20 protein-coding genes and 1 riboswitch are annotated in these 24,236 nt (G+C 32.0%); of the genes, 1 reads left to right on the forward strand and 19 read right to left on the reverse strand.

All coding sequences use genetic code 11. The annotated features are described in order from the left end of the window. Window position 1: 1 nt before the first annotated feature. From fliW to B8965_RS02125, 7 genes are all read right to left on the reverse strand, one after another. Window positions 2-457 carry a flagellar assembly protein FliW gene (gene fliW, locus B8965_RS02095; RefSeq protein WP_084052215.1) on the reverse strand — a complete coding sequence of 152 codons (456 nt, stop codon included), beginning with the start codon at window positions 455-457 and terminating at the stop codon, window positions 2-4. Window positions 458-469: 12 nt separating this feature from the next. Continuing rightward, window positions 470-1,417, reverse strand: coding sequence for a flagellar hook-associated protein FlgL (flgL, locus tag B8965_RS02100; protein ID WP_084052216.1), 948 nt, complete (start codon window positions 1,415-1,417; stop codon window positions 470-472). Between the two features lie 9 nt (window positions 1,418-1,426). Then, window positions 1,427-2,920: a flagellar hook-associated protein FlgK gene (flgK, locus tag B8965_RS02105; RefSeq protein ID WP_084052217.1), complete on the reverse strand. Its 1,494-nt coding sequence runs from the start codon at window positions 2,918-2,920 to the stop codon at window positions 1,427-1,429. Between the two features lie 15 nt (window positions 2,921-2,935). Beyond that, window positions 2,936-3,421, reverse strand: a complete 486-nt coding sequence (gene flgN / locus B8965_RS02110) for a flagellar export chaperone FlgN (RefSeq protein ID WP_084052218.1) — start codon at window positions 3,419-3,421, stop codon at window positions 2,936-2,938. A gap of 10 nt (window positions 3,422-3,431) precedes the next feature. Further along, entirely contained in the window at window positions 3,432-3,713 is a 282-nt protein-coding gene (gene flgM, locus B8965_RS02115) for a flagellar biosynthesis anti-sigma factor FlgM (RefSeq protein WP_084052219.1), read from the reverse strand. A gap of 163 nt (window positions 3,714-3,876) precedes the next feature. Then, the gene (locus B8965_RS02120) at window positions 3,877-5,304 is read right to left on the reverse strand and encodes an alanine/glycine:cation symporter family protein (protein WP_084052220.1); all 1,428 of its coding nucleotides are present in this window, start codon (window positions 5,302-5,304) and stop codon (window positions 3,877-3,879) included. A gap of 179 nt (window positions 5,305-5,483) precedes the next feature. Then, entirely contained in the window at window positions 5,484-6,563 is a 1,080-nt protein-coding gene (locus tag B8965_RS02125; protein WP_159446247.1) for a protein-glutamate methylesterase/protein-glutamine glutaminase, read from the reverse strand. Between the two features lie 273 nt (window positions 6,564-6,836). Between B8965_RS02125 and B8965_RS02130 the strand changes: the two genes are divergently transcribed. Continuing rightward, complete coding sequence (locus tag B8965_RS02130) at window positions 6,837-8,084, forward strand: hemolysin family protein (protein ID WP_084052222.1); 1,248 nt, start codon at window positions 6,837-6,839, stop codon at window positions 8,082-8,084. A 228-nt stretch (window positions 8,085-8,312) separates the two neighbouring features. On the opposite strand, the gene B8965_RS02135 is transcribed toward B8965_RS02130, so the two are convergent. The 12 genes from B8965_RS02135 to B8965_RS02190 all read right to left on the reverse strand — a co-directional run bounded on the left by B8965_RS02135 (window position 8,313) and on the right by B8965_RS02190 (window position 24,170). Continuing rightward, complete coding sequence (locus tag B8965_RS02135) at window positions 8,313-9,779, reverse strand: copper amine oxidase N-terminal domain-containing protein (protein ID WP_084052223.1); 1,467 nt, start codon at window positions 9,777-9,779, stop codon at window positions 8,313-8,315. A gap of 262 nt (window positions 9,780-10,041) precedes the next feature. Then, a complete protein-coding gene (locus B8965_RS02140) occupies window positions 10,042-11,475 on the reverse strand; it encodes a HAMP domain-containing sensor histidine kinase (RefSeq protein WP_084052224.1) in 1,434 nt (477 codons plus the stop codon). After that, the gene (locus tag B8965_RS02145; RefSeq protein WP_084052225.1) at window positions 11,459-12,148 is read right to left on the reverse strand and encodes a response regulator transcription factor; all 690 of its coding nucleotides are present in this window, start codon (window positions 12,146-12,148) and stop codon (window positions 11,459-11,461) included. Before B8965_RS02145 ends, B8965_RS02140 begins: the two co-directional genes overlap by 17 nt. 156 nt (window positions 12,149-12,304) lie before the next feature. Further along, window positions 12,305-12,757: a hypothetical protein gene (locus tag B8965_RS02150; protein ID WP_084052226.1), complete on the reverse strand. Its 453-nt coding sequence runs from the start codon at window positions 12,755-12,757 to the stop codon at window positions 12,305-12,307. Window positions 12,758-12,838: 81 nt separating this feature from the next. Beyond that, entirely contained in the window at window positions 12,839-13,489 is a 651-nt protein-coding gene (locus B8965_RS02155; protein ID WP_084052227.1) for an ECF transporter S component, read from the reverse strand. Beyond that, a complete protein-coding gene (locus B8965_RS02160; protein ID WP_084052228.1) occupies window positions 13,479-15,383 on the reverse strand; it encodes an ABC transporter ATP-binding protein in 1,905 nt (634 codons plus the stop codon). Before B8965_RS02160 ends, B8965_RS02155 begins: the two co-directional genes overlap by 11 nt. Beyond that, window positions 15,356-16,240, reverse strand: a complete 885-nt coding sequence (locus B8965_RS02165; protein ID WP_159446248.1) for an energy-coupling factor transporter transmembrane component T — start codon at window positions 16,238-16,240, stop codon at window positions 15,356-15,358. Before B8965_RS02165 ends, B8965_RS02160 begins: the two co-directional genes overlap by 28 nt. Then, a complete protein-coding gene (locus B8965_RS02170) occupies window positions 16,240-17,145 on the reverse strand; it encodes a DUF4430 domain-containing protein (protein WP_084052230.1) in 906 nt (301 codons plus the stop codon). Before B8965_RS02170 ends, B8965_RS02165 begins: the two co-directional genes overlap by 1 nt. A 197-nt stretch (window positions 17,146-17,342) precedes the next feature. Beyond that, window positions 17,343-20,927, reverse strand: a complete 3,585-nt coding sequence (locus B8965_RS02175; RefSeq protein ID WP_084052231.1) for a DUF4430 domain-containing protein — start codon at window positions 20,925-20,927, stop codon at window positions 17,343-17,345. A 201-nt stretch (window positions 20,928-21,128) separates the two neighbouring features. Further along, window positions 21,129-21,334: riboswitch (cobalamin riboswitch) on the reverse strand. 90 nt (window positions 21,335-21,424) lie between these two features. Further along, window positions 21,425-21,691 (reverse strand): late competence development ComFB family protein, encoded by a 267-nt coding sequence (locus B8965_RS02180; protein ID WP_278336315.1) that lies wholly within the window; start codon window positions 21,689-21,691, stop codon window positions 21,425-21,427. Between the two features lie 26 nt (window positions 21,692-21,717). Then, window positions 21,718-23,061 carry a GGDEF domain-containing protein gene (locus B8965_RS02185; RefSeq protein WP_159446249.1) on the reverse strand — a complete coding sequence of 448 codons (1,344 nt, stop codon included), beginning with the start codon at window positions 23,059-23,061 and terminating at the stop codon, window positions 21,718-21,720. A gap of 14 nt (window positions 23,062-23,075) precedes the next feature. Next, window positions 23,076-24,170, reverse strand: a complete 1,095-nt coding sequence (locus tag B8965_RS02190; RefSeq protein ID WP_084052234.1) for an NAD(P)/FAD-dependent oxidoreductase — start codon at window positions 24,168-24,170, stop codon at window positions 23,076-23,078. Window positions 24,171-24,236 lie beyond the last annotated feature (66 nt).

The raw sequence follows: 24,236 nt of genomic DNA on the forward strand, positions 1-24,236 counted from the left end.
ATTACCCTCCGCACACTTTTTTAGTTTCTACTTTTGGAAAGAGAGGGTATTTAATCGTTAATTCTTTATTTTCTAAGACAATTTGTTTGCCTTTGTGGGCTTTAGCATTTAACACTAAAGGTCCCATTAAATTTGTGGTCGCATCTTTCAGACCACCTAGGGGTACGCTAACAATGGTATAAATTATCACATCTTCTTCGGCTGTGATTTCTAATTCCGTACGAATATTTTCACTTAAATATACGGAATAATCCCCTTTAATGACAAAGGGATCTACTACTAAAAAGGCGATTTCAGAATCTTCGGTTGATTGGAGCCATTTAAAAACAGGATTTTCTGCCACTTCTACTAAAATGAAATTGTGTAAATGTTCAAAGGCTAAAAGACCTGTGGCAAAATTTAAAATATCCTCTTTCCTTATTTCTAGTTCCCCAAAGCGGTCGGTCTTGATTTTCATCTTTTCACCTGCTTATTTCAAAAATTGGATTAATGAAGGTTGGATTGCTTTGGCACTGGTCATTAACGCTGCTTCATAAATGGCTTGTTGACTTTTAAATTCAATGCTTTTTTTTGCATAGTCGACATCTTCTATTTTTCCGAGAGTGTTTTTTAAATCTAATTGGAAGTTAAAGGACCTCTCTTTGGCACTTTCCATTCTTTTACTCATTGCTCCCACGGAGGCAATTTCTGAAAGTAGGTTATCATGGAGTTTATCAAAGGTTCCGACTGCTTTTGTGATTTCTTCGCCATTACCTGCTTGTAGATTTTTCCGCAAATTAATCATTTCACTAAATATACTATTTAAACCTGGCTTGCCGTCAGCACCTGTATGAAAGGTTAATTTTCCAACGGAAACGTTCATATTAACGCCTGCTTCTACTTCATACTCTAATTTATAGGTATCATTTAATTTATTTTTATCAAAGTCAGATTTAATAAAATCTACGCTTTCTACTTCTCCATTACCATCTTTATTTACTTTAAACGGCGCCTCAGTGGTATGACCTCCGCCAAAGATATATCGTCCGCCGTAACTCACATTACCAATTTGGGCCATTTCCTCTACTAATTTATCTATTTCCATGGCGATTGCTTCTCTAGATTCATCTGGTATTACTCCATTTGCCCCATAGATATCAAGCTCTCTGACTCTTTGGATAACCTTATTGACATTCATTAAAGCACCATCTGTGGTATCTAGCCACCCGATAGCATCATCCATATTTCTGTCATATTGTTCTTGATTACTTTGAATTGTTTTAAAACTCATAATCCTCGCTACTGCAATAGGGTCATCCGAAGGACGCGAGACATTTTTGCCTGAAGACATTTGCTCATTTAATTTTTGTAATCTTGTTAAATTAGTATTAATATTATTTAAAGTCGTATTAGTCATAATTTTATTTGTAACTCGCATTTAATTCACCTACCTTACCATATTGATTACTGTTTGTAACAATTCATCCATGGTGCTAATTACTTTGGCATTTGCCTGATAAGCATGTTGAAAGCTAATTAAATTCGCCATTTCTTCGTCCATGGATACACCTATTAAGGATTCTTGACGCATTTCTAATTGATTTACTAATACGCCTTGATTTTCGGTCATTCTATGAGCTTCTTTGGTGGCTACTCCTAGTTCTGCGGTCATGTCTTTATAGTAGTCGGCAAAATTAGTTCCGCCTCCACCAGTGGTTACTTCTAAATTACCACCAGTTATTTTTAAAGCTGCGCTTTGTAGTTTTGCTATATTCAGAGCTATTTCGCCATTACCTTTGGCAAAGTCACCTGGGTCTGATGGCGTAGCAGCGGCTGCTATTCTAGAAACGTCCTTTTCTATATCAGAGTTTAAGTAGATGTTAGCAGCACTAATTTTAGTTAGATCTGTAATTGGGTCGCCTTTTTCATCTTTAAACACAAAGAAATCTATGCCTGTTTCTTCTTTGAGGTTAGTTCCTTTTCTATGCTCCTCATTAACTGCCTTTGCAATTCCTACGGCTAGGCTATCAAGTTTATTCTTATAAAACTGGATGGAATCGGTGCCTAAATCAGTACCCTCGGTTTTATTTAATTCGAGCATTCCAGCTAATTCACCATCAGCTAGTTTAATATCCGTGGTTTTACCATCCTTTTCTTTTAAAACTAATTTACCATCAGTAAATTCAACGTCATTAGATGTAATATTATCTACTAACTTCTGATCTCCAAACTTCACATCTAGTGCTCCGGTAGGCTTCCCATTTGCATCAAGCCTAGGCGTGGTTGTAATATTTCCCAGACCTGATAACTGATTTAAGAGCGTGTCTCTTTTATCTAATAAATCATTAGGATTATCACCGCTCATTTTAATATTTACAATTTTATCGTTTAAACTAGCTATTTGTCTGCCCAGGGAATTTACATCTATGACCTTAATGCCCATGTTTTTAGTTGTATCCGTTTGAAAGTCAGTTAACTGTTTACTCATATGTCTAAAAGCATCGGTTAAGGAAACGGCGACCTCTTTTACCGTGGTTCTTATGGGAGAACTTTCGGCATATTTTGATAATTCCTGAAAGCCATTCCAAAAATCATTCATTAATTCATTAAAGCCTGTTTCAGAAGGTTCCATAAATACTGTTTCTATTTGCGATAAAGCATCACTTTTGGCTTCATTAGTACCCAGTTTTGAAGTTTCATTTCTAATTTGATAATCAATAAATTCATCTCTTAATCTTTGAATTTCTGCTATTTCTACCCCACTACCAAGTTGACCTTTACCAAGTCCTGAAATAGGGATACTTGTTTCCATAAAGGCCCTCTGCCTCGTGTAGCCAGGCGTGTTAGCATTTGCGACGTTATGTGAAGTTACATTTATTGCTGCTTGCTGAGCCATTAAACCCTTTACTCCTATATTTATCCCAAAAAATAATCCGCTCATTTTTCCACCCCTATTTTATACACTTTTGTCTATCATTAACTGATGTTTACTATTTTCTTTTGTACCGCTCTTACCATAGACCCCATTATCTTCACCTAAAATGTTCTTTAGCATTTTCTTGGAATAACTAAGTCCTTGTTTCAATAAAAGCTTATTTAATTCTTGCGCTGTGTGTAATCTTTCATGCTTTATCAGAATTTTTTCCGAAATATTGGTTAATTTCTGTAAATCTTCTGGCGATAAATGGCTCGCTAAATCCGTGATATTTGTGATAGTAATCTGATACTGATTTTGGTATTTAACTAAGAGTACCCCGCGATCTCGTTCTAAAAGAGCCAGTTTACGACCTTGTTCTTCTTGAAGAACGGTGTGCCTTTTTAATTCTTCGATATTATTAACCTTTAAGATTTCAACTTGACTCTCTGCTAGATTTATTAAATTTTGGAGCACATTGCTTTGCTGTTCTAAAATAGTTAATAATTCATTTATTTCAATAGTCACCTTTTACACCTCAAATTCTATTTTTACTAAGCATTTTGGCTGCTAATTGTTCTGGCGAAACCTGATAAGTATTATTTTTAATTTGTTCTTTAATTTCTTTGATTTTTTCTTCTCTAATTTCGGGGAAGTCTTTAGTCTTTTGCACTAATTCGCTGATTTTTTTTGCTTCATTAGATAGTTCTAAGCTGTCTTTTTTCACATCTGTTTCGGCTGTCTTTTTAGTAGGCGCTGCCTTTTGCTGTTTTTGATAGATGTTTCCTATATTTTTTGGAATATTTCCCGTGATTTTCATAAATTCACCTGCTTCATAATTTATCTTATACTTTATATATCGGCAATTAACAAAAAAAGTTTAGTATAAATATGCGCTATTTGCTCTTTTAAAGGATTAATAGCGCATATTCTTAATACAAAAAAGGCCAGATTATCAACAATAGATAATCTGACCTAATATCTTATAATCCTTTTTCTACTTCATCCCAACACTCTACATTTTTTAAACCTTTAATACTATTAGCATGAAAAACTGGGTCTTTTCCTTGTCTTTTTTGTTTAACATAATCATCTAAAGCAGCAAAGGCTATTTTGCCAAGTAGGAAAATAGCAATTAAATTAATTATTGCCATTAGACCCATGAAGAGATCAGCTAAATCCCAAACAATTTGAACTTTTGCAATTGAGCCAAAGATAACCATACCCATTACAGCTAAGCGATAAATAAATAACCAAACTTTATTAGTTTTAATAAACTCAATGTTTGTTTCTCCGTAATAATAATTTCCAACAATAGAGCTGAAAGCAAAAAGTAAAATACATAAAGCAACAAAACCATTGCCTAAAGAACCAATATGTGTGCTTAATGCTTCTTGAGTAATTTGGATACCTTCTAAGCCTTCTATTTTATAGGCTCCTGATAATAAAACAATAAATGCTGTTGCACTACAAATCAATAGAGTATCTGTAAATACGCCTAAAGTTTGAATTAAGCCTTGTTTAACTGGGTGAGTTACATCAGCTGTTGCAGCAGCGTTAGGCGCGCTTCCCATTCCTGCTTCATTAGAAAAAAGTCCTCTTTTGATACCTTGCATTAAAGCAGCAGCAATTCCTCCACCTACTGCTTGTTTAAAGCCGAAAGCACTACTTATAATTAAACTAAACATTTCTGGAATAGCGGAAAAGTTTTTAATAACCACAAAAAAAGCAACAAACACATAAAGTATAGCCATTATTGGAACAATTATTTCAGCTACTCTAGCTACTCTTTTTACTCCACCAAAAATTATTATTGCAGTAAAGATCATTAAACCAATACCCATAACCAATCTATCTATACCAAAAGCTTTTTCAAACGCAAAAGAAATTGTATTTGCTTGTACAGAATTAAAAACAAGTCCAAAACTTATTGTTATTAATATTGAAAAAATTATACCCATCCATCTTTTATTAAGAGCTTTTTCCATATAATAAGCAGGTCCACCTCGATAACCATTTTTATCATGGACTTTATAAATTTGAGCTAAGGTACTTTCGACAAAACTAGAACCAGCACCAACTAAAGCAATTAACCACATCCAAAACACCGCTCCAGGTCCACCTATGGAAATAGCTATTGCTACACCAGCTAAATTACCAGTGCCTACCCTTGAAGCAGTACTAATACAAAATGCTTGGAAAGAAGAAACTTTCTTAGTTTTTTCTTTAGAAGTAACAGAATTACTAGCTCCTTGTCCTAATAATCTAAACATTTCCCCAAACAATCTAAATTGAACAAAATTTGTTCTAATTGTAAAATATATACCTAGGATTAGTAACATAGCAATAAGTACATATGACCAAAGTATGTTATTAGAAAAAGAAACAAAACTATTTAATAAATCTAACAAAACTACACCTCTTTTCGACAATTTTTTTAAACATAAATAAAATTTTATCAAAAAAAGATTTTTTTCACAATATATTTAATATTACTAAGAAAATTAAAATGTCTATTAATACGAAAAAAGTATTAATAGACATTAATTTGATACGCTTAAGTTTTTATTTAAGGGGCTTATTTCCTAGCTTATTTTCTCACTATCTTTTGCATTTCGCCTGCGATTTGAGACAGGGGCAGGATCTTATCTACCACACCTGCTTCAACGGCGCTTTTTGGCATCCCGTAGACGACTGAAGATGCTTCATCTTGGGCAAGGACGGTGGCGCCTAATTTTTTTAATTCTGTTAATCCTATTGTACCATCACTACCCATGCCGGTTAAAATTACACCTAAGCAGTTTCCTCCATACACCTTTTTTAAAGAAAGCAACATCACATCCACGGAAGGTTTAAAGCGAGTTTGAATAGGTGCCACAGTTTTTAAATTTACGATTACTTCTTTTCCAGTTCGCTTAAAGTCTATTTGATAACCAGCTGGAGCGATTAACACCTTTCCTGGAGCAATTTTATCTCCTTCTTCGGCTTCTTTAATATCTATCTCACACAGTTTATTTAGCCTAGTAGCTAAGGGTCCCGTAAATCCTTTTGGCATATGCTGGACAATTACGATTCCTACAGGAAAATTTTTAGGTAAAGAAAGTAACAATTTTTGTAAAGCAGGAGGTCCACCTGTTGACGTTCCAATTGCGACTACTTCTATTTTATTTTTTACATCGATTTTTTTATCCTGATTTATTTTATCTTGCTTGATTTTTTCTGGAGATAGCTCTGGCTTTTTGATTGTCCCAGGAACTGTGCATTTTTTATTTACTTTTACTCTAGCCGCAATTTTTACTTTATGTACTAGTTCTTCTTCTAATAGAGCCATTTCCTCTCTTTTTTCAGGTTTAGCTACAAAATCAACAGCACCTAATTCTAAAGCGTGTAAGGTTAGGCTAGCCCCTTCTGTAGTAAGGGAGCTAATCATAATTACAGGAAGTGGATTTTCGCAAATTAATTTTTCTAAAGTTTCAATACCATTCATAATCGGCATTTCAACATCTAAGGTAATTACATCAGGTTTATAAATTTTTATTTTGTTCAAGGCATCTTCACCATTACGTGCATAACCGACTATTTCAATCTCATTACTTTTTTCTAAGGTGGAAATTATTATTCGTCTCATAAAGGCTGAGTCGTCAACAACCATTACTTTTATCGGTGACATAAAATCAAACCCCCTTATCCTGATTTTTTTTATGTAAATGTTCATAATATTATATCTTCTTAAGTATTATATTAACATATTCTAAAAGGTGTTTTCACTTATCCTTTAGAAAAATAAAATTATTTAAAATTGTTATTATTTGTTTGTGAAAATATCATATAATAGTTATATAATATAACTATTGATTATTGTACATTTAAGTCTTAATATAATTATGAATTTATGGTATAATTATCTAAAAATTTATAAAAATTTAATGGGAGTGTGGTAAATTTGGAACCTGGGGTCACGTGGCAATTTATAGCCTTACTTGTTTTACTATTTTTTTCTGGTTTTTTCTCTGCATCAGAGACTTCTTTAATGTCCCTTAGTAAAATAAGACTTAGAAATATGGTAGATGAAGGTGTTAAAGGAGCAGAATTAATTAGTAAACTAATAGAAAATCCAAATAAATTGTTAGGATCTATTTTAGTAGGAAATAATGTTGTTAATATTGGTGCTTCGGCATTAGCAACTTCTCTAGCAATTGATACTTGGGGAAGTACGGGTGTAGGTATTGCAACTGGAATAATGACTATTCTAGTGTTAATTTTTGGTGAAATTGTGCCAAAATCTATAGCTACCCAAAATTCAGAGAAGGTTGCGTTAAAAGTATCAAGAGTAATAGCTTTTATTGCTACCATTTTAAACCCTATTATCATAGTATTAATATCTTTAACAAATGTTATTGTAAGGTTAATAAGTGGTAAGGCTCCGAAGAAGCAACCTTTTATTACAGAAGATGAATTAAAAACAATGGTTACAGTAAGTCATGAAGAAGGTGTTTTAGAAAACGACGAGAAAAAGATGATTGACAATGTTTTTGAGTTTGGGGATTCACAGGCAAAGGATGTCATGACTCCACGGATGGATATTGTATCAGTAGATATAAATTCAACCTATGATGAAATTCTTACTATTTTTAAAGAAGAAAAATTCTCTCGCCTTCCTATCTATGAGGAAAATAATGATAATATCGTGGGAATATTATATATTAAGGATTTCATTTTCTTTGAGGGTGATAATGAAACCTTTAACGTAAAGAATTTCATGCGAGAACCTTTTTTCACCTATGAATTTAAACGTACTTCTGAGCTATTTGCAGAAATGAGAACAAAGCATATTCCTATGGCTATTGTCTTAGATGAATACGGTGGGACTGATGGTATTATAACCATTGAAGATCTCGTGGAAGAAATAGTGGGTGATATCAGAGATGAATATGACCACGAAGAAGTAGATGAAATTGAAGTAATTAAAGAAGATGAGTATGTTCTCCGGGGAAGTACGCGAATAGATGTAGTCAATGAATTGATTGGGGTTCACTTGGAGTCAGAGGATTTTGATTCTATTGGTGGCTTTGTAATTGATATCTTAGGCAGATTCCCTAGTATGGGGGAAAAGATTGAACACAATAATATCCAATTTATCATTGAAGAAATCGAAAAAAATCGAATTGAAAAATTAAGGATGCTAACGTAAAAACACATAAATAAGATTAGATAGTTGTTATAGGTAAGAATAGCTTAATCATTTGCTCAAGCAATAATTAAGCATAAAGTCCGATCAAAATTAATTAAATCTGTATAAAAAAAGGGATTTTACTTAAACTAGTAAAATCCCTTTTAATTTGAGCAATTATTGCTTTTGCTATAACAATTTTAGGTAGCTAATTTATAGGATAAGCTTGACCTAATATTGTTTGTGTTTTTATTTCTTTTTAATAGTTACCATTTGCGTTTTTGCGTTCCACTTCACACCGTAACCTACTTTTTCAAAATCTCTAATTTGGACAAAAGTAGTATTTTCAATAATAGTACCTGTGATCTCTGTACGTTTATCACCACGTTCTATAAAAGCTACTTTAGCAGTTTCGTCCCAAACTACCTTTTCATCAAAAGCTTCTGCTATCTGACGAAGAGGTAAATAAGTTCTATCATTAATAATCTTAGCTTCTACTTCTGCAAAATCTGTGTCTAGTCCTTTTGATAATGTGTAAAAATTGCCATCTATACTAACATTCATTTTTGGTGGCATTTTTTTAGCTACTAATTCTAAGCTCGTAAGATCTTTATTTGGGAAAGAATATTCAAACGGCTCAATTACTTTGCTTGTTGCTTTTTCTGTAAGTGACATATTAAAAGATTCATCCTTATTTGCAGGGTCTTTAATATGAATTTTAATTGATTGCTCTGAAGAATAGTTACCTTCAGCTAGTTTAGTTATTTTAGTTTCAATTTTTGAATCGCCTAAAGTTTCTTTAATCATAGGATTTATAAAGGCATCCATTTGATTGATTTGAGCCTTCATTTCTTCTTTGTCAGCACTAATATTAGTTAACAGTTCATCAATTCCCTTAACTGCTTCTGTTTGCATTTCAGGAGTTAACTGAAACATTTTTAATTCTTCAGCATTTAAGTTTGTAATGAAGTTTTTAGCAAAGTTTCCTACCTTATTACTATTTTCTAAAGAATATAGTAAAAATGGTTTTAAGAAATTAGTAAGACTATTAGCATCAAGTTTTACAATATACGTATCTCCCTTTTGCTCAATCATCCCTAATTCAAAATCACGATAAACCTCGTGTACTAGACCATCTAATAATTTAATAGATATATCACGTTGCTTTTTAATTTGACCATCGCCATATAAAGGAGTTTCTAAATCTTTTTGACTATTAATGTGAATATATTTAGCATCACCTACTGCTGCTAAAAAGTCTTTAATTTCTTCATTATCACTAAATCTCTCTAAAATTATCTTTAAATCATCTACTTTTAAATAAATATTATCGCCTTTAATTGTGTACGAAATTAATTTTTCTTTGCCATTTGTAAATTTATTTTTTAAATAAAAGCTTCCATCCATAAATTCATCTTCGACATTAACGCGCATTTCATAATTTAAAGTGGAGAACTTTAAAAGAGTTTGCAGCATTGCTAGATCCTTTTCGCCCATTTCTTCTTGCATTTCTTTCGGGATTTGATCAAGTTTAATCTCTACTTCACCAGTAGTTTCATATACATTTAAATTGCTCATTTCCTTTTGCAGATCATATAATCCTAGTTCTGCAGGCGTACAACCTGTCAATAAGCCAATTAGTAAAACTGGTACCAATACTAAGGTTAATATTTTTGTCTTGTGTAATTTTAACTTGTCCACTTTTATTTTATTCATCTTGCCCTCCTCGTTTAGTTATAATTAGATTATTCTTTCATGGTTCGGCTAATCTTCGTACCACTTCCCTTCTTTTAAAATAAATCGTGCTTAAATTTTAACATACTCTAAAAAATAAATCATGTTTAAACTTTAAAATAATCCTTTTTAATATACTTTTGACAGAAAGAGTAAAATTCCTTTTTAAAATTTTGTTTCCTAAAAAATAAAATGCAAATTGCATCCTATTGGGCAGGAAATTATTTTATGAACTAAATCTCTATTACGTAAAAGTTGTTTTCTTTGTGGGTTTAGCAATTATTAAAGTAAAGATTGTGCCTTTGATAGAACTTTCTTTTAAAATCAAGTCACCCCCTAATTCCTGAGCCATTAATTTACTAGAAGCAAGCCCTAATCCTAATCCTCTGATATTATCCATTTTTTCCTTTCCTCGATAGAATCGTTCAAATATTAAATCTTGCTCCCCTAGAGGAATCCCCCTCCCATTATCTTTGATATCAATTCGAATTTCATTATTTTCTTGATGCATAATTATCTCTATTTTTCCCTTATCCCTAAGAGCTTGTTTAGCATTATTCAATAAATTATATAAGATTTGTCGGATACGATTAGGATCAGTTTGAATCAAAATAGACTTCTCAAGTAAAACAGTATTTACTTCTACCACGTCTTCCTGTCCAATATGCCATTGATAGGTAATTTCTTTAATAAGTAAATTTATATCAACTTTTTCTTTATCTACTTTTATAGCCCCAACTGCAAAGGAGTTATAATCTAATAAATCTTCAATCATTTTTTCTAGTCTATTTGTTTCCTCATAACACATCTCCAAAAACTCATTTTCTTCTTCTTTAGAAACAACCCCATCTTTCATAGCTTGGAGCAGGGCGCTTATTGAAGTAACTGGAGTTTTTAACTCGTGGGTAATACCTGCTAAAAGTTCTGTACGCAGCCTTTCTAAACTTTTTAATCGAATAGTCATTTGTTCAAAAGAATTCATTAATTCGTATATTTCTTTTTGCTTATGATTATTATCTAAATGTATATCATAATTACCATTATCAACTTTATTCATAGCTTCTTTTAAATCCATTATAGGCCTAGATAGTTTGCGGGTAAGTAAGTATATTACTAACCACCCGAGAATAGCTAAACCAATTAGCATCATCACTAGAAGTTTCATTTCCTCAGGACTTTTAATAATACTTCTTTCAGGATTGAGCATAATAACCCAACCAAGGGTTTCGTTATTAACCGTTTCAATTTTATGTGTTACTTGATAAAAAACTTTATTATTACTAAATTTTATTTTCTTGTAATGTTCTGTATCTTCTAAAGATAAGAATGTATTATCCAATATTATTTTATCTATGATAGGTGATTTACCATAAACTATTTGCCCACGTTTGTCCAAAACCATTATAAAACCTTTATCTAACTTTAAGAATCTATCCCTTTTTTCAATGATTCTTGCAAGCTTAAAATTAATATTCATTTGACCGTTATTATCAATAACTATATCTGCTATTTCAGAAGCAAAAATATGCATAATGTCTATACGTTTTTTTATGGTACTATTTTTTATAAATAAAGTAGAAATAATTCCAATAAGTATTAAGCCAATTAATAAAGTAACCAAATATCTCGTTGTCCAGTAACGCAGTAAGGGAACTCTCTTGTCATTTTCCTTTAACACAAAATTGATACCCCAATCCTCTAATAGTTTTTATCGTACCTTCTGATGATGCCCAATTTTTTAAAATATTTCTAATTCTTTTAATAGCCAAATCAACCGCTCTATCGCTACCTTCAAAATCAATTCCCCACACATTATCAATTAACTGCTCTCTCGTAAATGTCTGATTAGGGTGTTTTGCAAAAAAAATTATTAGGGAAAGATCCCTGGGAATAAAAGTAAGTTCTAATCCCTGGTGAAAAATCCTATGAGATTTAAAGTCGACCTTTAAATTACCGAAATATCTAATATCTTCGTTATCCATAAATTCATGAGCCGATCTTCTTAATACCGCTCTTACTCTTTCAATAACTTCCTCGGCAATAAAAGGTTTAGTTATATAGTCATCTGCACCATTTTTTAAACCTTTTAATTTATTGTCAATTTGCCCAAGTGCGCTTAACATAATAACTGGACAAGAGCTTTTTTGACGTATATCCTCTAAAATACTCCAGCCATCTTTATTAGGCAGCATAATATCCAATAAAACAAGATCTGGATCTAAGCTTGCAAATTTTTGAACGGCTTCATCTCCATTAAATTCCTGAAATACTTGATATTTTTCTTTTTCTAAATATAATTTCAAAACACGAGAAATTGCAGGCTCATCTTCAATAATTAATATTTTTTTCATATTAATGCTCCTTCCCCTATTTTATTTTACTCATTCTAGATCTAAAAGTAAAAAGCTTTACATAAATTTAGGAACATGACCTTCTTTTAAAGAAAGTCATGTTCCATGTTTAACTATTACTGTTTTTTCTATTTATCATTATTAAGTTTTACCTAATTACTTTTTAAAATTTTTACCTGGTCCAAAATTCTTAATTCCTAACTCTTCCATTTGTGTTTTTGCTTGTTCTTTAGTTAACTCGCCTGCTTTTACCTTTTCTCTAATTTCGGTTAACTTGGCCTTGGTTGCTTCATCTATTTTCATTTCTGGTTTTTTATGATCAGGAAATTTAATTCCTAACCCTTCTATTTCCGCTTTTGCTTGTTCTTTAGTTAATTCTCCTACTTTTACCTTTTCTCTAATTTCGGTTAACTTCGCCTTAGTTGCGTCATCTAGTTTCATTTCTGGTCTTTTATGGTCAGCAAGGTTTTGTTTAAATGCTCGGTGTATCCCAGGCTTGTTGTTTTCTACCTCTGTTTTGCTTACAGTATCTGCAGCAAAAGATGCTGTTGGTGCTAGCAAGCTTAAGCCTAAAGCACCTGTGGCAAGTACGGATAATATTTTTTTCAATGTAATCCTCTCCTTTTGTAATTAATTTGATTACATTGTTAGATTAACAGGTGAATGTGTCAGCTAAATGTCAATAGAAAATTAATTTTTAATAAACAAGCCATATTTCCTTTTAATTCTCTGGAGCATTTTTTCCCATTTATGCGCAAATACTTTTAAGAAAAATACATTTGAAATTCCATGGGCTAAATCAAAATAAAAGCTAGCTAAATAGGCCGTCAATAAGCCTTTCCAAGAAAAAGGAGAAATAAAACCAACTAAAAACCACAAATTCATTATCCAGCCAAAAATAAAACCCCAGACAAAACCAAAGATTAATAATTTGGGGGAGCTATTGAACCAGTTTTTTTTCTGAAAATATCCCGCCGTAAACCCCATTAAACCCCATGCAAACATTTGCCAGGGTGTCCAGGGTCCTTGTCCTAAAAAAATATTCGAAACAAACGCACTAACTATCCCTACCAAAAATCCGGTCTCCCTGCCAAAGACAATTCCAGTCATAATAATTACAAACGAAGTAGGTTGAACGCTGGGTAATGCCGCAAAAGGTATTCTACTTACAGCAGCAATAGCAGCTAAGATCGCAATTATTACAATCTCTTTTGCTTCTAGCTTTTTAGCTTCAAATTTGCGTATTAAAGGAATAAAAGATAAAACCATAAGTGCAACAGCTACTAATAAATAATAATTTGACGTCCATACTATACCTAAAGTCATATCTTTAAAAATCATCTTTTTTCACATCTTTATTATTTATATCGTTCTTATGACTATCAGCTGTATTGCACAATTTAATCACATCTGTTTCTGTTAAAGCTGTCGGCAGATAGTCTCTTATAGCTCTATTGATAGCTGTGGTGTAATAATAATTACTACTAAAAAAATCCGTAGGGCTTCCGCTAAAAGATATTTCACCATTAAATAAAAGTGCGCACTTCGTGGCATACCCAGCTGTAAATTCAACATCATGGGTACTCATAATTATGGTCAAGCCTTTTTGACGTAATTTATTCAGAATCTGCATAAAATTTACTTTAGAGATAGGATCTAAACCTTTAGTAGGTTCATCAAGTAATAAAATATCAGGATTATTAAGTAGCACACAAGCAATGGCAAGTTTTTGCTGCTGCCCTCCACTTAAATCATAGGGGTGCTTTGAAAATAAGTTTTGCAAATCAAATAAAGTGATAATTTGCTCTCGAGTAATTTGGCTAACCTGATTACCTTGAATTAGTTGGTCGTTTCTAAGTTTAGCATTTATAAATTTAGTATTTAAGCTGTTTTGAGTATTTACGTTATTAACTTTAACCCCAGAGTGCTCTAGCTCGGCTTCCACCGTGTCCAGCGTAAAATGGAGCAAAGGATTTTGAGCAACATAACCTATTTTTTGATATTTTTCTGGATTATCTATCTGCTTTAATTTTTTATTGTGTAAATAAACATTACCCTTTTGCGGTGAAAGTAGCCCCGCTAAAACTTTTAACAGAGTGGACTTACCTGCTCCATTTCCCCCTAAAACAGCTAAAAAATCTCCTGCTTCAATAGTCAGGGAAAGATCCTTTAATATTAAAGGGCTTTTAGGACTATATTTAAAATAGATTTCTTGACATTTTAGTAATGGATCAGGGGTGGGGGATTTTGACCGAATAACTTTGAACTTATTATGTTCTGATTTATTATTAAATTTATTATTTACACCATCATTTAATTTATTACTAATATTATGCTCATTGTTATTATTTTGTTCATTAGCACCGCTTCTACTATTTGACTTAATCACTTGTTTGTTTTCTTTAATAAATTGTTTTGCTTCTCGTACTGTGAGTGGAATTTGCTCTGTCTTTATTTTGCTGGTATTATTTAAGTTTTGGTACATTCGGGCAATTGCAGGTAAAAAGGCTAAATCCCTAGTTTGCTTACTTTCCATTATAGTTTTACTAATTTGCTTTGGATTACCTTGATATTTTATTTTTCCTGCTTCTAAGTAGACAATTTTGTCGGCCAGGGGAAAAACATCTTCTAGTCTATGCTCACTTAAAATAACTGTTAGAGAAAGTTCTTGATTTAAGTCATAGAGCATTTTAATAAATTTCTTTGCCCCAATGGGATCTAATTGAGAAGTGGGCTCATCTAAAAGAAGTACCTTGGGCTGAAACATTAATACCGAACACAAATTAACAATTTGCTTTTGACCACCTGATAACTCATGAATAAGCTTATCTAAAGAATCTTCTAAACCAAAAAAGGTAACAATTTCAGAGGTTCTTTTTTTAATCACTTCCGGTGCTAGTCCTAAATTTTCTAATGAAAAGGCAAGTTCTTGGATTACAGTATCTAAAACAATTTGATTTTCGGGATCTTGAAAAACCATGCCTATTTCACTAATCGATTTTAGCAAATCTAATGATTCCAGTTCTTTATCTTGATATAAAATTTGCCCTGTTTTTTCCCCGATGGGAGTTATCTCTTTTTTTAAATTGCGTAATAACGTGGTTTTCCCAGATCCTGAGGGCCCACATAATACTACAAAACTTCCTTCTTCTATCATTAAATTGACCCCGGTTAACGCATTTTCCTGTTCCCCAGGATAGCGAAAATTCAGGTTTTTAATTTCCATAATTGCCATACTAGAGCTTCCTTTCCTTCTTCAATCACAGGTATAAAACTTAGGAGTAAAAAAACACCATAAAAAAACATATCGAGTATATTAAATGAGATTCTTTGTAATTCTGGATAAATATTTAAGCTAGAATAACCCTGAAACCAGCCATACATTGTAACCAAGCTAAGAATAAGAATAAAAACTAATAAACCTATGTCTCGTTTTTTCATTTTATATACTAAATAACTTGTTCTTTGGGTTAATCCATAACCTCTAGCTTTCATAGAATCGGCAGTTTGTAAGGCTTCTTCTAAAGACCAGTTGACTAATACATTTAGAAGTTGCATTCCATCCCTAGCTTTCTTTTTTAAGGTACCTACAGAAGTGTCTACCCCTTTTGTTTTTTGCACTAGGGTTATTTCTTCTAATCTTCTTTTTAATAAAGGCACAAAACGAATCGTCATCATAATTAAAAATGCCGTAGTAGGTATAAGTTTGCCAAATAAATATAAAAATTTATGGTGATCTAAAACCTTTTGCAATGAATGAAAGATCATTAAAATTGTCAGTAAAGATAAACTCATTATTAGTCCATAAATAGTAGCTTCTAAGGTAATTGGATTATTAAAAAGGTAAAATAAAATTGTGGCGCCTCGATGATTTAATATTGGGTTAATCAAAAAAACTGCAATCGCCATATTCAAATAAAACTTCCCTGATTTAAATAAACTCGTTTTATCAGTGACAATTAAATTAAAAATAAAGCTTGAGCATAAGGCTATACTCAAATAAACTGGATGAAAAAGTAAAATTGCAAAGATAATAAGAAAGAGATAATAAGCAAAAATAACTAAAGGATGCCTGTTTGAAAAACCTTGCACTATTGATTTACCCCTATACCTTTATTAAATTCTCGTCCTAAATCAATTGTATATAAAAATTCAATTTTATCTCCTGGCTTTACTTTATAGGCTCCTACACTTTGGTTTGGAAAGGTACTATTTACGCGATAAACCCAGCCACTTTCAGGCCCATGATCAAATTCATAGATATTATTAATTCCTTCAATATATGCGAAACCTTTTGCTCCTGTATACTCCATTTGAATTCGTTTTTCTTTAGTAATCTTTAATAAAATATCTAAAACTGTATCTTTTTCTGCAAATTTAACCTTTGTACTACCTAAAATACTCCCTGTTTCTTTTGGTCCTATAATAGATACACTAATCATTTCTGCTTTAGGTTGAGCTGGAGGATTAATAGGGGCTTGGGGTTTAATTTGACTTTGAGAATTAGTTTGTGTTGGATTACTTTGTTGAGTGTTACTTTGAACTTGGTTATTGTTCTTATTATTTGTTTGACCTTTATTATTTGACGTAGTCGAATTACTGTTTTTTGCTGAATCTGTGCCTTTTGCGTTTGCTGTGTTCTCAAGGTTATTTTTAGTTAAATCAGGATTTTTTGAACCTGCTTGCTCATTTGCATCTTGAGAACTTTTAGATTTACTCTTATCCTGTAAATTTACTTGTACCTCTGTCCCTTGAGTTTTTGTAGACTCTTGGAGTTTGTTTTCTTCTAAAGATTTTTCACTATTATTACCACAGGAAACTAGTAAGGTAAAAGAAAATAGTAGTAATAGCGTAGAAATAATTTTAATTTTTCCGGTCCTACTACTAGCTATATTTTCATTATTCTTTGCTCGGTTTATCTGCTGGTTAATCTGTCTATCTTGCTTTATCTCCTGTCCTTTTTCTTTTGTTTTCTTATTTATTTCTAAATCCCTCATAACTAAATTTTCCTCCTTATATCTACGAAAAATACATTATAGAATACGATAAATCCTATTTAACTTTCTATACTTTAAAATTTTCTTCCTTATTTCTACTATAAATCCTTTTTCATTGTCTATATTATAAAATCTTTTTCATTATCTATATTTTTTACTTTTTAAAAATAAAGAAGGGAGAAAGATCTCCCTTAACTTTACTTCTTTTCATATAATCTTACAGCTATGGCTGCTGCCATTTCACGAGTGGTCGGTTTTTTAGGACTAAAATATCCATTATCCCCCACTATAATTTTTTCCTTAAACACAGTTAAGACAGAATCCTTTGCCCAATCAGAGATTTGAAGATTATCTTTAATTATACTAGCTTCAGTATTGTCATTATCAAAAGAAGTATCTAGTTTCAGGGCTCTAACAAGGATAGCCGCCATTTCTTCTCTAGAGATAGGTTTTTGTGATGCAAACTCGTCAGGAGATACCCCTACTACTAAACCTTTTTCCCTAGCTGTCATGACTGCAGTATAATGCCAGTCTCCAGGTTTTACATCTTTATACACTTTATTAAAAGTATTATTTTGTTTAATAGTATTATTTTGCTTATTTATATTATTTTGCGTACTTATAACTTTTTGGTTTTCTTTTTTATCTAATAAATTTAATAATAAACTTACAAACTCAGCTCTAGTGATATTTCTTTTTCCTTCAAAAGTGTTTTTAACTAAGTCTGTGCCATTCATAAGCTGATACTCTTTTGCTTTTAGGACACTATTAAAAGCCCAATTAGATATTTCTGCTTCATCAGAATAACCTCCAGATGGTACTTCAGGTTTCTCTGGTTTTGGCTCTAACTTATCATTAGATAAAAAGTAAACTTTATTTTGTCCCTTTAAATATCTTTCATAAGCAACAAGGGCAGTTAAAGCTTGCTCGGTTGCTATTTCATCTCTTGCTCCACCTTTAACATGACTAAAGCTCCCATCTTCTCTTGCAAAGCTTAATAATCTTGTTAATAATGTCTTGTCATCTTTAATAAATCTACTATCTTCAGGTGTAATTCCTAAAGAAGTTAAAGCAATAATAATTTGAGCCACATTCTCACAGTTTTCACTTTTAGTATTCGTAGCAAGATAATTTAAGGCTTTGTCGATGGCCTTTTGAGCAGTTTCTTGATTTTTATAGTTAGCAAGTGCTTGTACTGCCATAGCTGTAATATCAAGATCGCTCTCTCCATTTTTCGCTAATGAAAAACTACCATCTGAATGTTGATAAGTTAAAATTGTTGTAGTTAAATTATCCCTTGTCCATTTAGACCCTGCTGGAATGTCATAATTTCCACTATCTAAAGCAATTAAAGCAAAAATAACACCATTGACACCTTGCTTTTCAAGGTTACTATGATTGTAAACCTTTTCAATAAGATTTATACCCTCAATGTTAAGTGGATTTAAGCCAAGTGACCTCGCTAATAAAACAGTTCTTTCTAAATCTGTTATTTTTCTAAATTCACCTTTGTTATTTTTAAGCGTATCTTTTAAAGAATCTATATATTTTTCTGGAATTTTTTCATTATTACGAACTAAAGCAAATAACGACCAATCAGAAATATTATCCTGTGCTAATATGCTTTTAGTAGTAAATTTGACTTTGTCTGATACCGCCTTTTGTACTTCTGCTGATGGTTTTACGACTTCTCCAGGTTTTACTGGATCTACTATAGTCCCAGGTGAACCACTTGTATTTTTATCCCCTACATCTTTACCCATATTTAAAGTATAGAGCCACTCAACACTATCACCGTTTTCCAGCTCATAATTACTTGCACTACCCTGAATGAAGTCACCATTAACAGCGAACATCCAGCCACTTTCTGGACCTTTATCAAATTCAAAAAGACCATTGATACCACGAACATAAATGCTTGATCCCGAACCACTAAACTGCACTTGTCCTGGTAATTCACGTTCTAAAATACTAAAAGGCGTATCATTTTTTCTTAATTCAACCTGTTTAGTTGTTAAAATTACACCTTTATCACCTTTAACGTAAAGGCTAACTTTTTTTACGTTAGGATCAGTATTGTCATTACCACCGGTGCTATCTGTTTTATTAGTATACACTACCGGGATTTCTCCCGTTCTCACAATTCTCGGATAACTATCCTGTACATCTTTGCTAACCTTTAAAAAATACTTTTCTCCATAATTCATATCTTTAGCTTGTATCGTTACAGTTCCACTATCATCGGTAGTATATTCCTGATTATTAAAGGTTACCGTTGCTCCCGTAACTTTGACATTTACATCTTTATTCGAGTTCCAGTCAAAATAATTAGAACTTACGGTAATTTCTAAATTATCTCCTTTTTGAGGTGAACTTGGCGAAATATCTACAATTGGTACTAATGTGTCTGGGGCAAACATACCATAATAAACGATTATTTCATCGCCTTCATTAATAACTTGTTCCCCTATTCCTACATTGGAAGGTTTACCACTAACTAGATACATCCAGCCATCATAACCACCAAATTTTCCAGCACTTTCTCCTTGAATATTTTGAATGTAGGCACCATATTGATTTGTTGGAATTTTATAACTTATCTTTTCAGCATCTAAAGCCTTTTTTATAACATCTAGTGCTGTTACTTTCCCTTTTGTAGGTTGAGCATTAATATCTTTATCTAAAATATTACTCTTAATTCCTTCTATGCGAAGATGAACATTTACTCTATCACCTAGTGGGTTATCTTTATCATCATTAGGTTTCTCACTTGGATTATTTGGAGTAGTATCCCCTGGGCTATGATTTACTTTGTCTAATCTTTTCCACACACTATCACCATTACTAATATCACCTAAAGCAATAAAGGATTGGCTGGTAGCAAAAGAATCAGACTTCTTTGGTTCACCTTTTGATGGGAAAGTGTACATAAAAGTTTTATCATCTAATTGAAATGCAAATAAAGCATCAAGCATTGTCTTGTTATTTTTTTGCCATTTATCCGTAAATATATTTTCTCCTACAGCAACAAGACCAGAAATAACTGTTGCAATAGTATTAGAACTTTCTGTTCCCCATGATCTAAAACCTGCACTACTAAGTTGATCTTTTTTCAGAAATTCTAAAGATTTAGCAATCGCAGTTTGTACATTTTTGTTCTCCTGATGATTAGATAAAGCAATTAAAACCATTCCTGTACTATCGGCATCACCATCTTGACCAAAAAAATTAAACCCACCATCAGCCTTTTGCTGAGCTATTAAGTGATTTAGAGCCTTATCTACATCATACTCTCCACTCGCTGCATCAAGAGCAATCATCGCCCAAACATGACTGTTACTTAAACCAAAAGATCCTTCCTTATTTTGTTTGTTTTGTAATTCGCTAACAACATTTCTACCATTCCATAAATTTTTAGGATTTTCTCCTTTGGCTAGCGACCCTAAAATTTTTGCAGCATAATCAGTTTCTTGAGACTTATCAGTTAAATCTTCACTTTTCCACAGGGGGAGTTTCTTTTTCCACTTTTCACTTTGTAAATCCTCCCCCGCTCCTTTCAGTCCTCCTAATTGATCCCAAGAAAATCCATCCCACGAAGTTAAGCTAGATTTACTCGCGTAATATTTAACTATTTCCGCTGTTGTTTCTTGCGCTAATTGTTGTGGTGTTTTTGTAGTAATATCTGCTGTATCAGCAAATGCTCCTACGGGTAAAAAACTTAATAGTATAGTTATCATTAATAAGATTGCTATACTATTTTTAAAGTTATTTTTATAATGCATTCTTCCACCTCTTAATAATTTGATTTATGACAATATATACATACAATTAGTTTGTATAAAAGATTGTCCTTTTCCACCGAATAATCCTTTACATAAAAAATCTCTAAAACAATTGTTTTAGAGGTCAGAAAACCAGCCATAAAATATGCTTAAATAAGCATATTACTTACAGCTAAGTCACCCCCTATCTCCCGTAGAGTTAATGGTGTTACAAAATAGGCAGGTCTTCTGGCTTAAGTATCAACATCTTTTCTGCCTTCCCAGTTTTAAACTAGTGGCTCATAGAAAAGACTACTCTATTACAGCGGCGGGACCGCGTGGGACTCACACCCACTTCCCTTTTAATTATTGTAAAGTTAAATTTTTCAAAAAAGACTTTACAAATAAACCTATTTTTTGCGTATTTATTTAATTTAAATATATCAAAGTCTTAGGTTTTTTACAACTATTCTAAAAAATTGCTCTCTTCTAATTAAAAAAAAGCCAAAATTTAAATTTTAGCTTTTTAAATGCCGAGGATTTTTACAAATTATCTCTATTGACTTGATAATTTCTTTAAGAATGTCGGTATGAAATTGCATTTCTAGTTCATGTAATTTCGCATAAGTATTTCCTTGCTCAGTTACAACATATAAAGGATAAAATTTATTTAGGGTAAGCGCTTTTACATCTTCAATACATTTCTCACATTTGCATATATCTTTATATTCCTTCAAAACCCTCGTTAATATTTCTTCAACTACATCTTCCATATAATTTTTCATCATATTAATCCCCTGCCTATATAGAGTTAATTTCCTTTATTTCTTTTCTTGCACTCATACATTTTTAAATCAGCTAGTCTGAGAACTTCAAATATTTCATTTTTATTTTTTAGTTCTTGAATTCCAAAAGATATATCTACTTTAAATTTAAAATCATCTAAATTATGTATGTTAGTTTGAATTCTTTGCACAATATCATTCGCAAAATTCTTACAGCATTTATTTAGGATTAATAAAAACTCGTCCCCACCATATCTGATCACAAAATCTCCATCTCTAACTGAAGACTTTAAAATTTCTGCTATTTTTTGCAGAACTTTATCCCCGATGGTATGCCCATTTTTATCATTAATACTTTTAAAATTATCTACATCTATCATAATAAATGTATACAGGCTTTTTTCATGTTCTTGTTTATCAACTTCACTATTTATCCATTGTTCAAAAAACCACCTAGAGTACACTCCTGTTAATGGATCTTTAAGGGCATATTCTTTATACTCTTCTTGTCCTTTTTCAGCTCGAGATAATAGTTTTTTGGCATTTTTCACAATTAACCAGTTAGTTAAAAATATAAAAAATAGTATGCTAATTGCAAATCCTATGAATGTAATACGAAGAACTCTTTGTATAGGCCTAAATAAAATATCATTATTCATTTTTGTATATATGTATTTATCCGTGCTAGCTAATTTACTTATAAATCCAGTGTAATTACCGTCCGTAATTAAAGAGAAATTTTCACTTAACGAAGTGTCCTTGTTATTTAGTAAAACTTGCGCTTTTTTTTGCTCTAAAACTAAGGATTGGATATGATTTTTATTTAATTTTTCTATAATTGGATTAATATCATAAAAAACTATATCATAACCTAAAATCAACTCATTTTCTTTAATGGGTGAATACACTATAACCTGATATTTATCTTGATCTTCGATCTTACAGGTTAAGCTCTGGACTTTTTTTAAGTCCTTAATCCTTTTTTCATCTATAATTCCTTGCTTGGCAATGATTTGGTTATCTACAACCCTATATGCCCCTATTACATTTTCTAAAGCCTTAATTCCATCATAGTATAAGGGATTAGTATAATCTTTTAACTCATCAATACTAATAAGGTTATTTTTATATTCTAGCGCTTTACGCCTTATCATGGTTCTGCTAGACATACTAGCAGAACCCTCTTTACAACGCTCGAGCCTATGCTCTAAAATATGTTTATTAGCTTGTGCCATTAAGGATAAGTTTTCTAATTCGCTCTTTTTTAGGACATCCTTCATGGGCACGTAAATGCTTAGGTAAGTCAATGAGGTTGCTAAAATAAGACAGACAATAAAAACTATTTTAACCTTTTTTACTAACTCGTTCATAAAACCACATCGATTCATTTCAAAGTATTTTTAACTAAGGGTCTTAAAATATAGCTAACATACCTTAAAGGATCAAAGCTACTAGTGTTAAATACTTTCTCAATAATTTTACTATCCAAAGATTTTACTAATGTATCAAGAGCTTTGTTGTCTAGCTTTTCCATAGCCCTGCGTAAAACTAAAGAATTAGTATAAGCTTTTTTTAAAGGTTTAGTTAATTCTTCATAGCTACCTTGTCCACATAGATCCATGGCTGCGTAAATACCTGTTAAAATGGCCACATATTGACCAAAACCTAGAAAAGGCATAATAGAACCAAAATTATTCCCCACAAAAAAGGTATTTCCAATACGTGGATATTGGCAAGTTCCGATAATATATTTGTTCACTTCAAAATTATCCACTATCTTTAAGTCTTGTTTAATATCTTTGCAAACTTTTTGAAAATATAATTTCCACATTTCTTCAAGATTGTTCTTCTGATTTTCGGGATACTCTGGGTAAGCAATCACGATATTTGCCTCAGTTTTTGAAAGAGGAATCATGTAACCATACCCTTGAGGTGCAAATCTACTATCAAGCCATGAGGCTACCTTAAAGCAATTAAAATTTCCTTCTACTATTGCTCCTTTTAACGTAACTGTTAAATCTTCCTTAAAATTTTGAATTTCCTTAGCATAAGCCGCATCACCTGTAGCTAAAATAACATGCGTAAAATCTTTTAGTAATTCCTCATAAGTAAACTTAGAATTAAAGAAAATTTTACTTTTTACTTGTCTAGCAAGTTGAGCCTCCATAGAATCTTGATGACGTCCTCTAATATTACTAAAGCCTAGTTGCCCCTCTATCGTTGCTTGATTATTTTCAGAAAAGACATTCATTGCCTTGATATTGCCAATAGGACTTAAAAAAATTTCATAGTTTTCAGATAAATAAGCTAGAGCATCTCTCACCGGTCTATTCATTAAGGAAAGAATAATTTCGCCATTTTTAAATCTATCCCCTACTTGTTCCCTATCTTCAAAGATAATTGGCTCTATGCCAAACTTTTCTAAAGTTATCGCACAAGCTAAGCCCGCTAATCCTGCACCCATAATTGCAACTTTCATGATAAACACCTTCTATTTTAAGTAATGTCTTCTCATTATTTGCAATTAACCCGGATATATACAGGA

It is taken from the genome of Desulfonispora thiosulfatigenes DSM 11270, from assembly GCF_900176035.1.
GTDB classification, from domain to species: domain Bacteria; phylum Bacillota; class Peptococcia; order Peptococcales; family Desulfonisporaceae; genus Desulfonispora; species Desulfonispora thiosulfatigenes.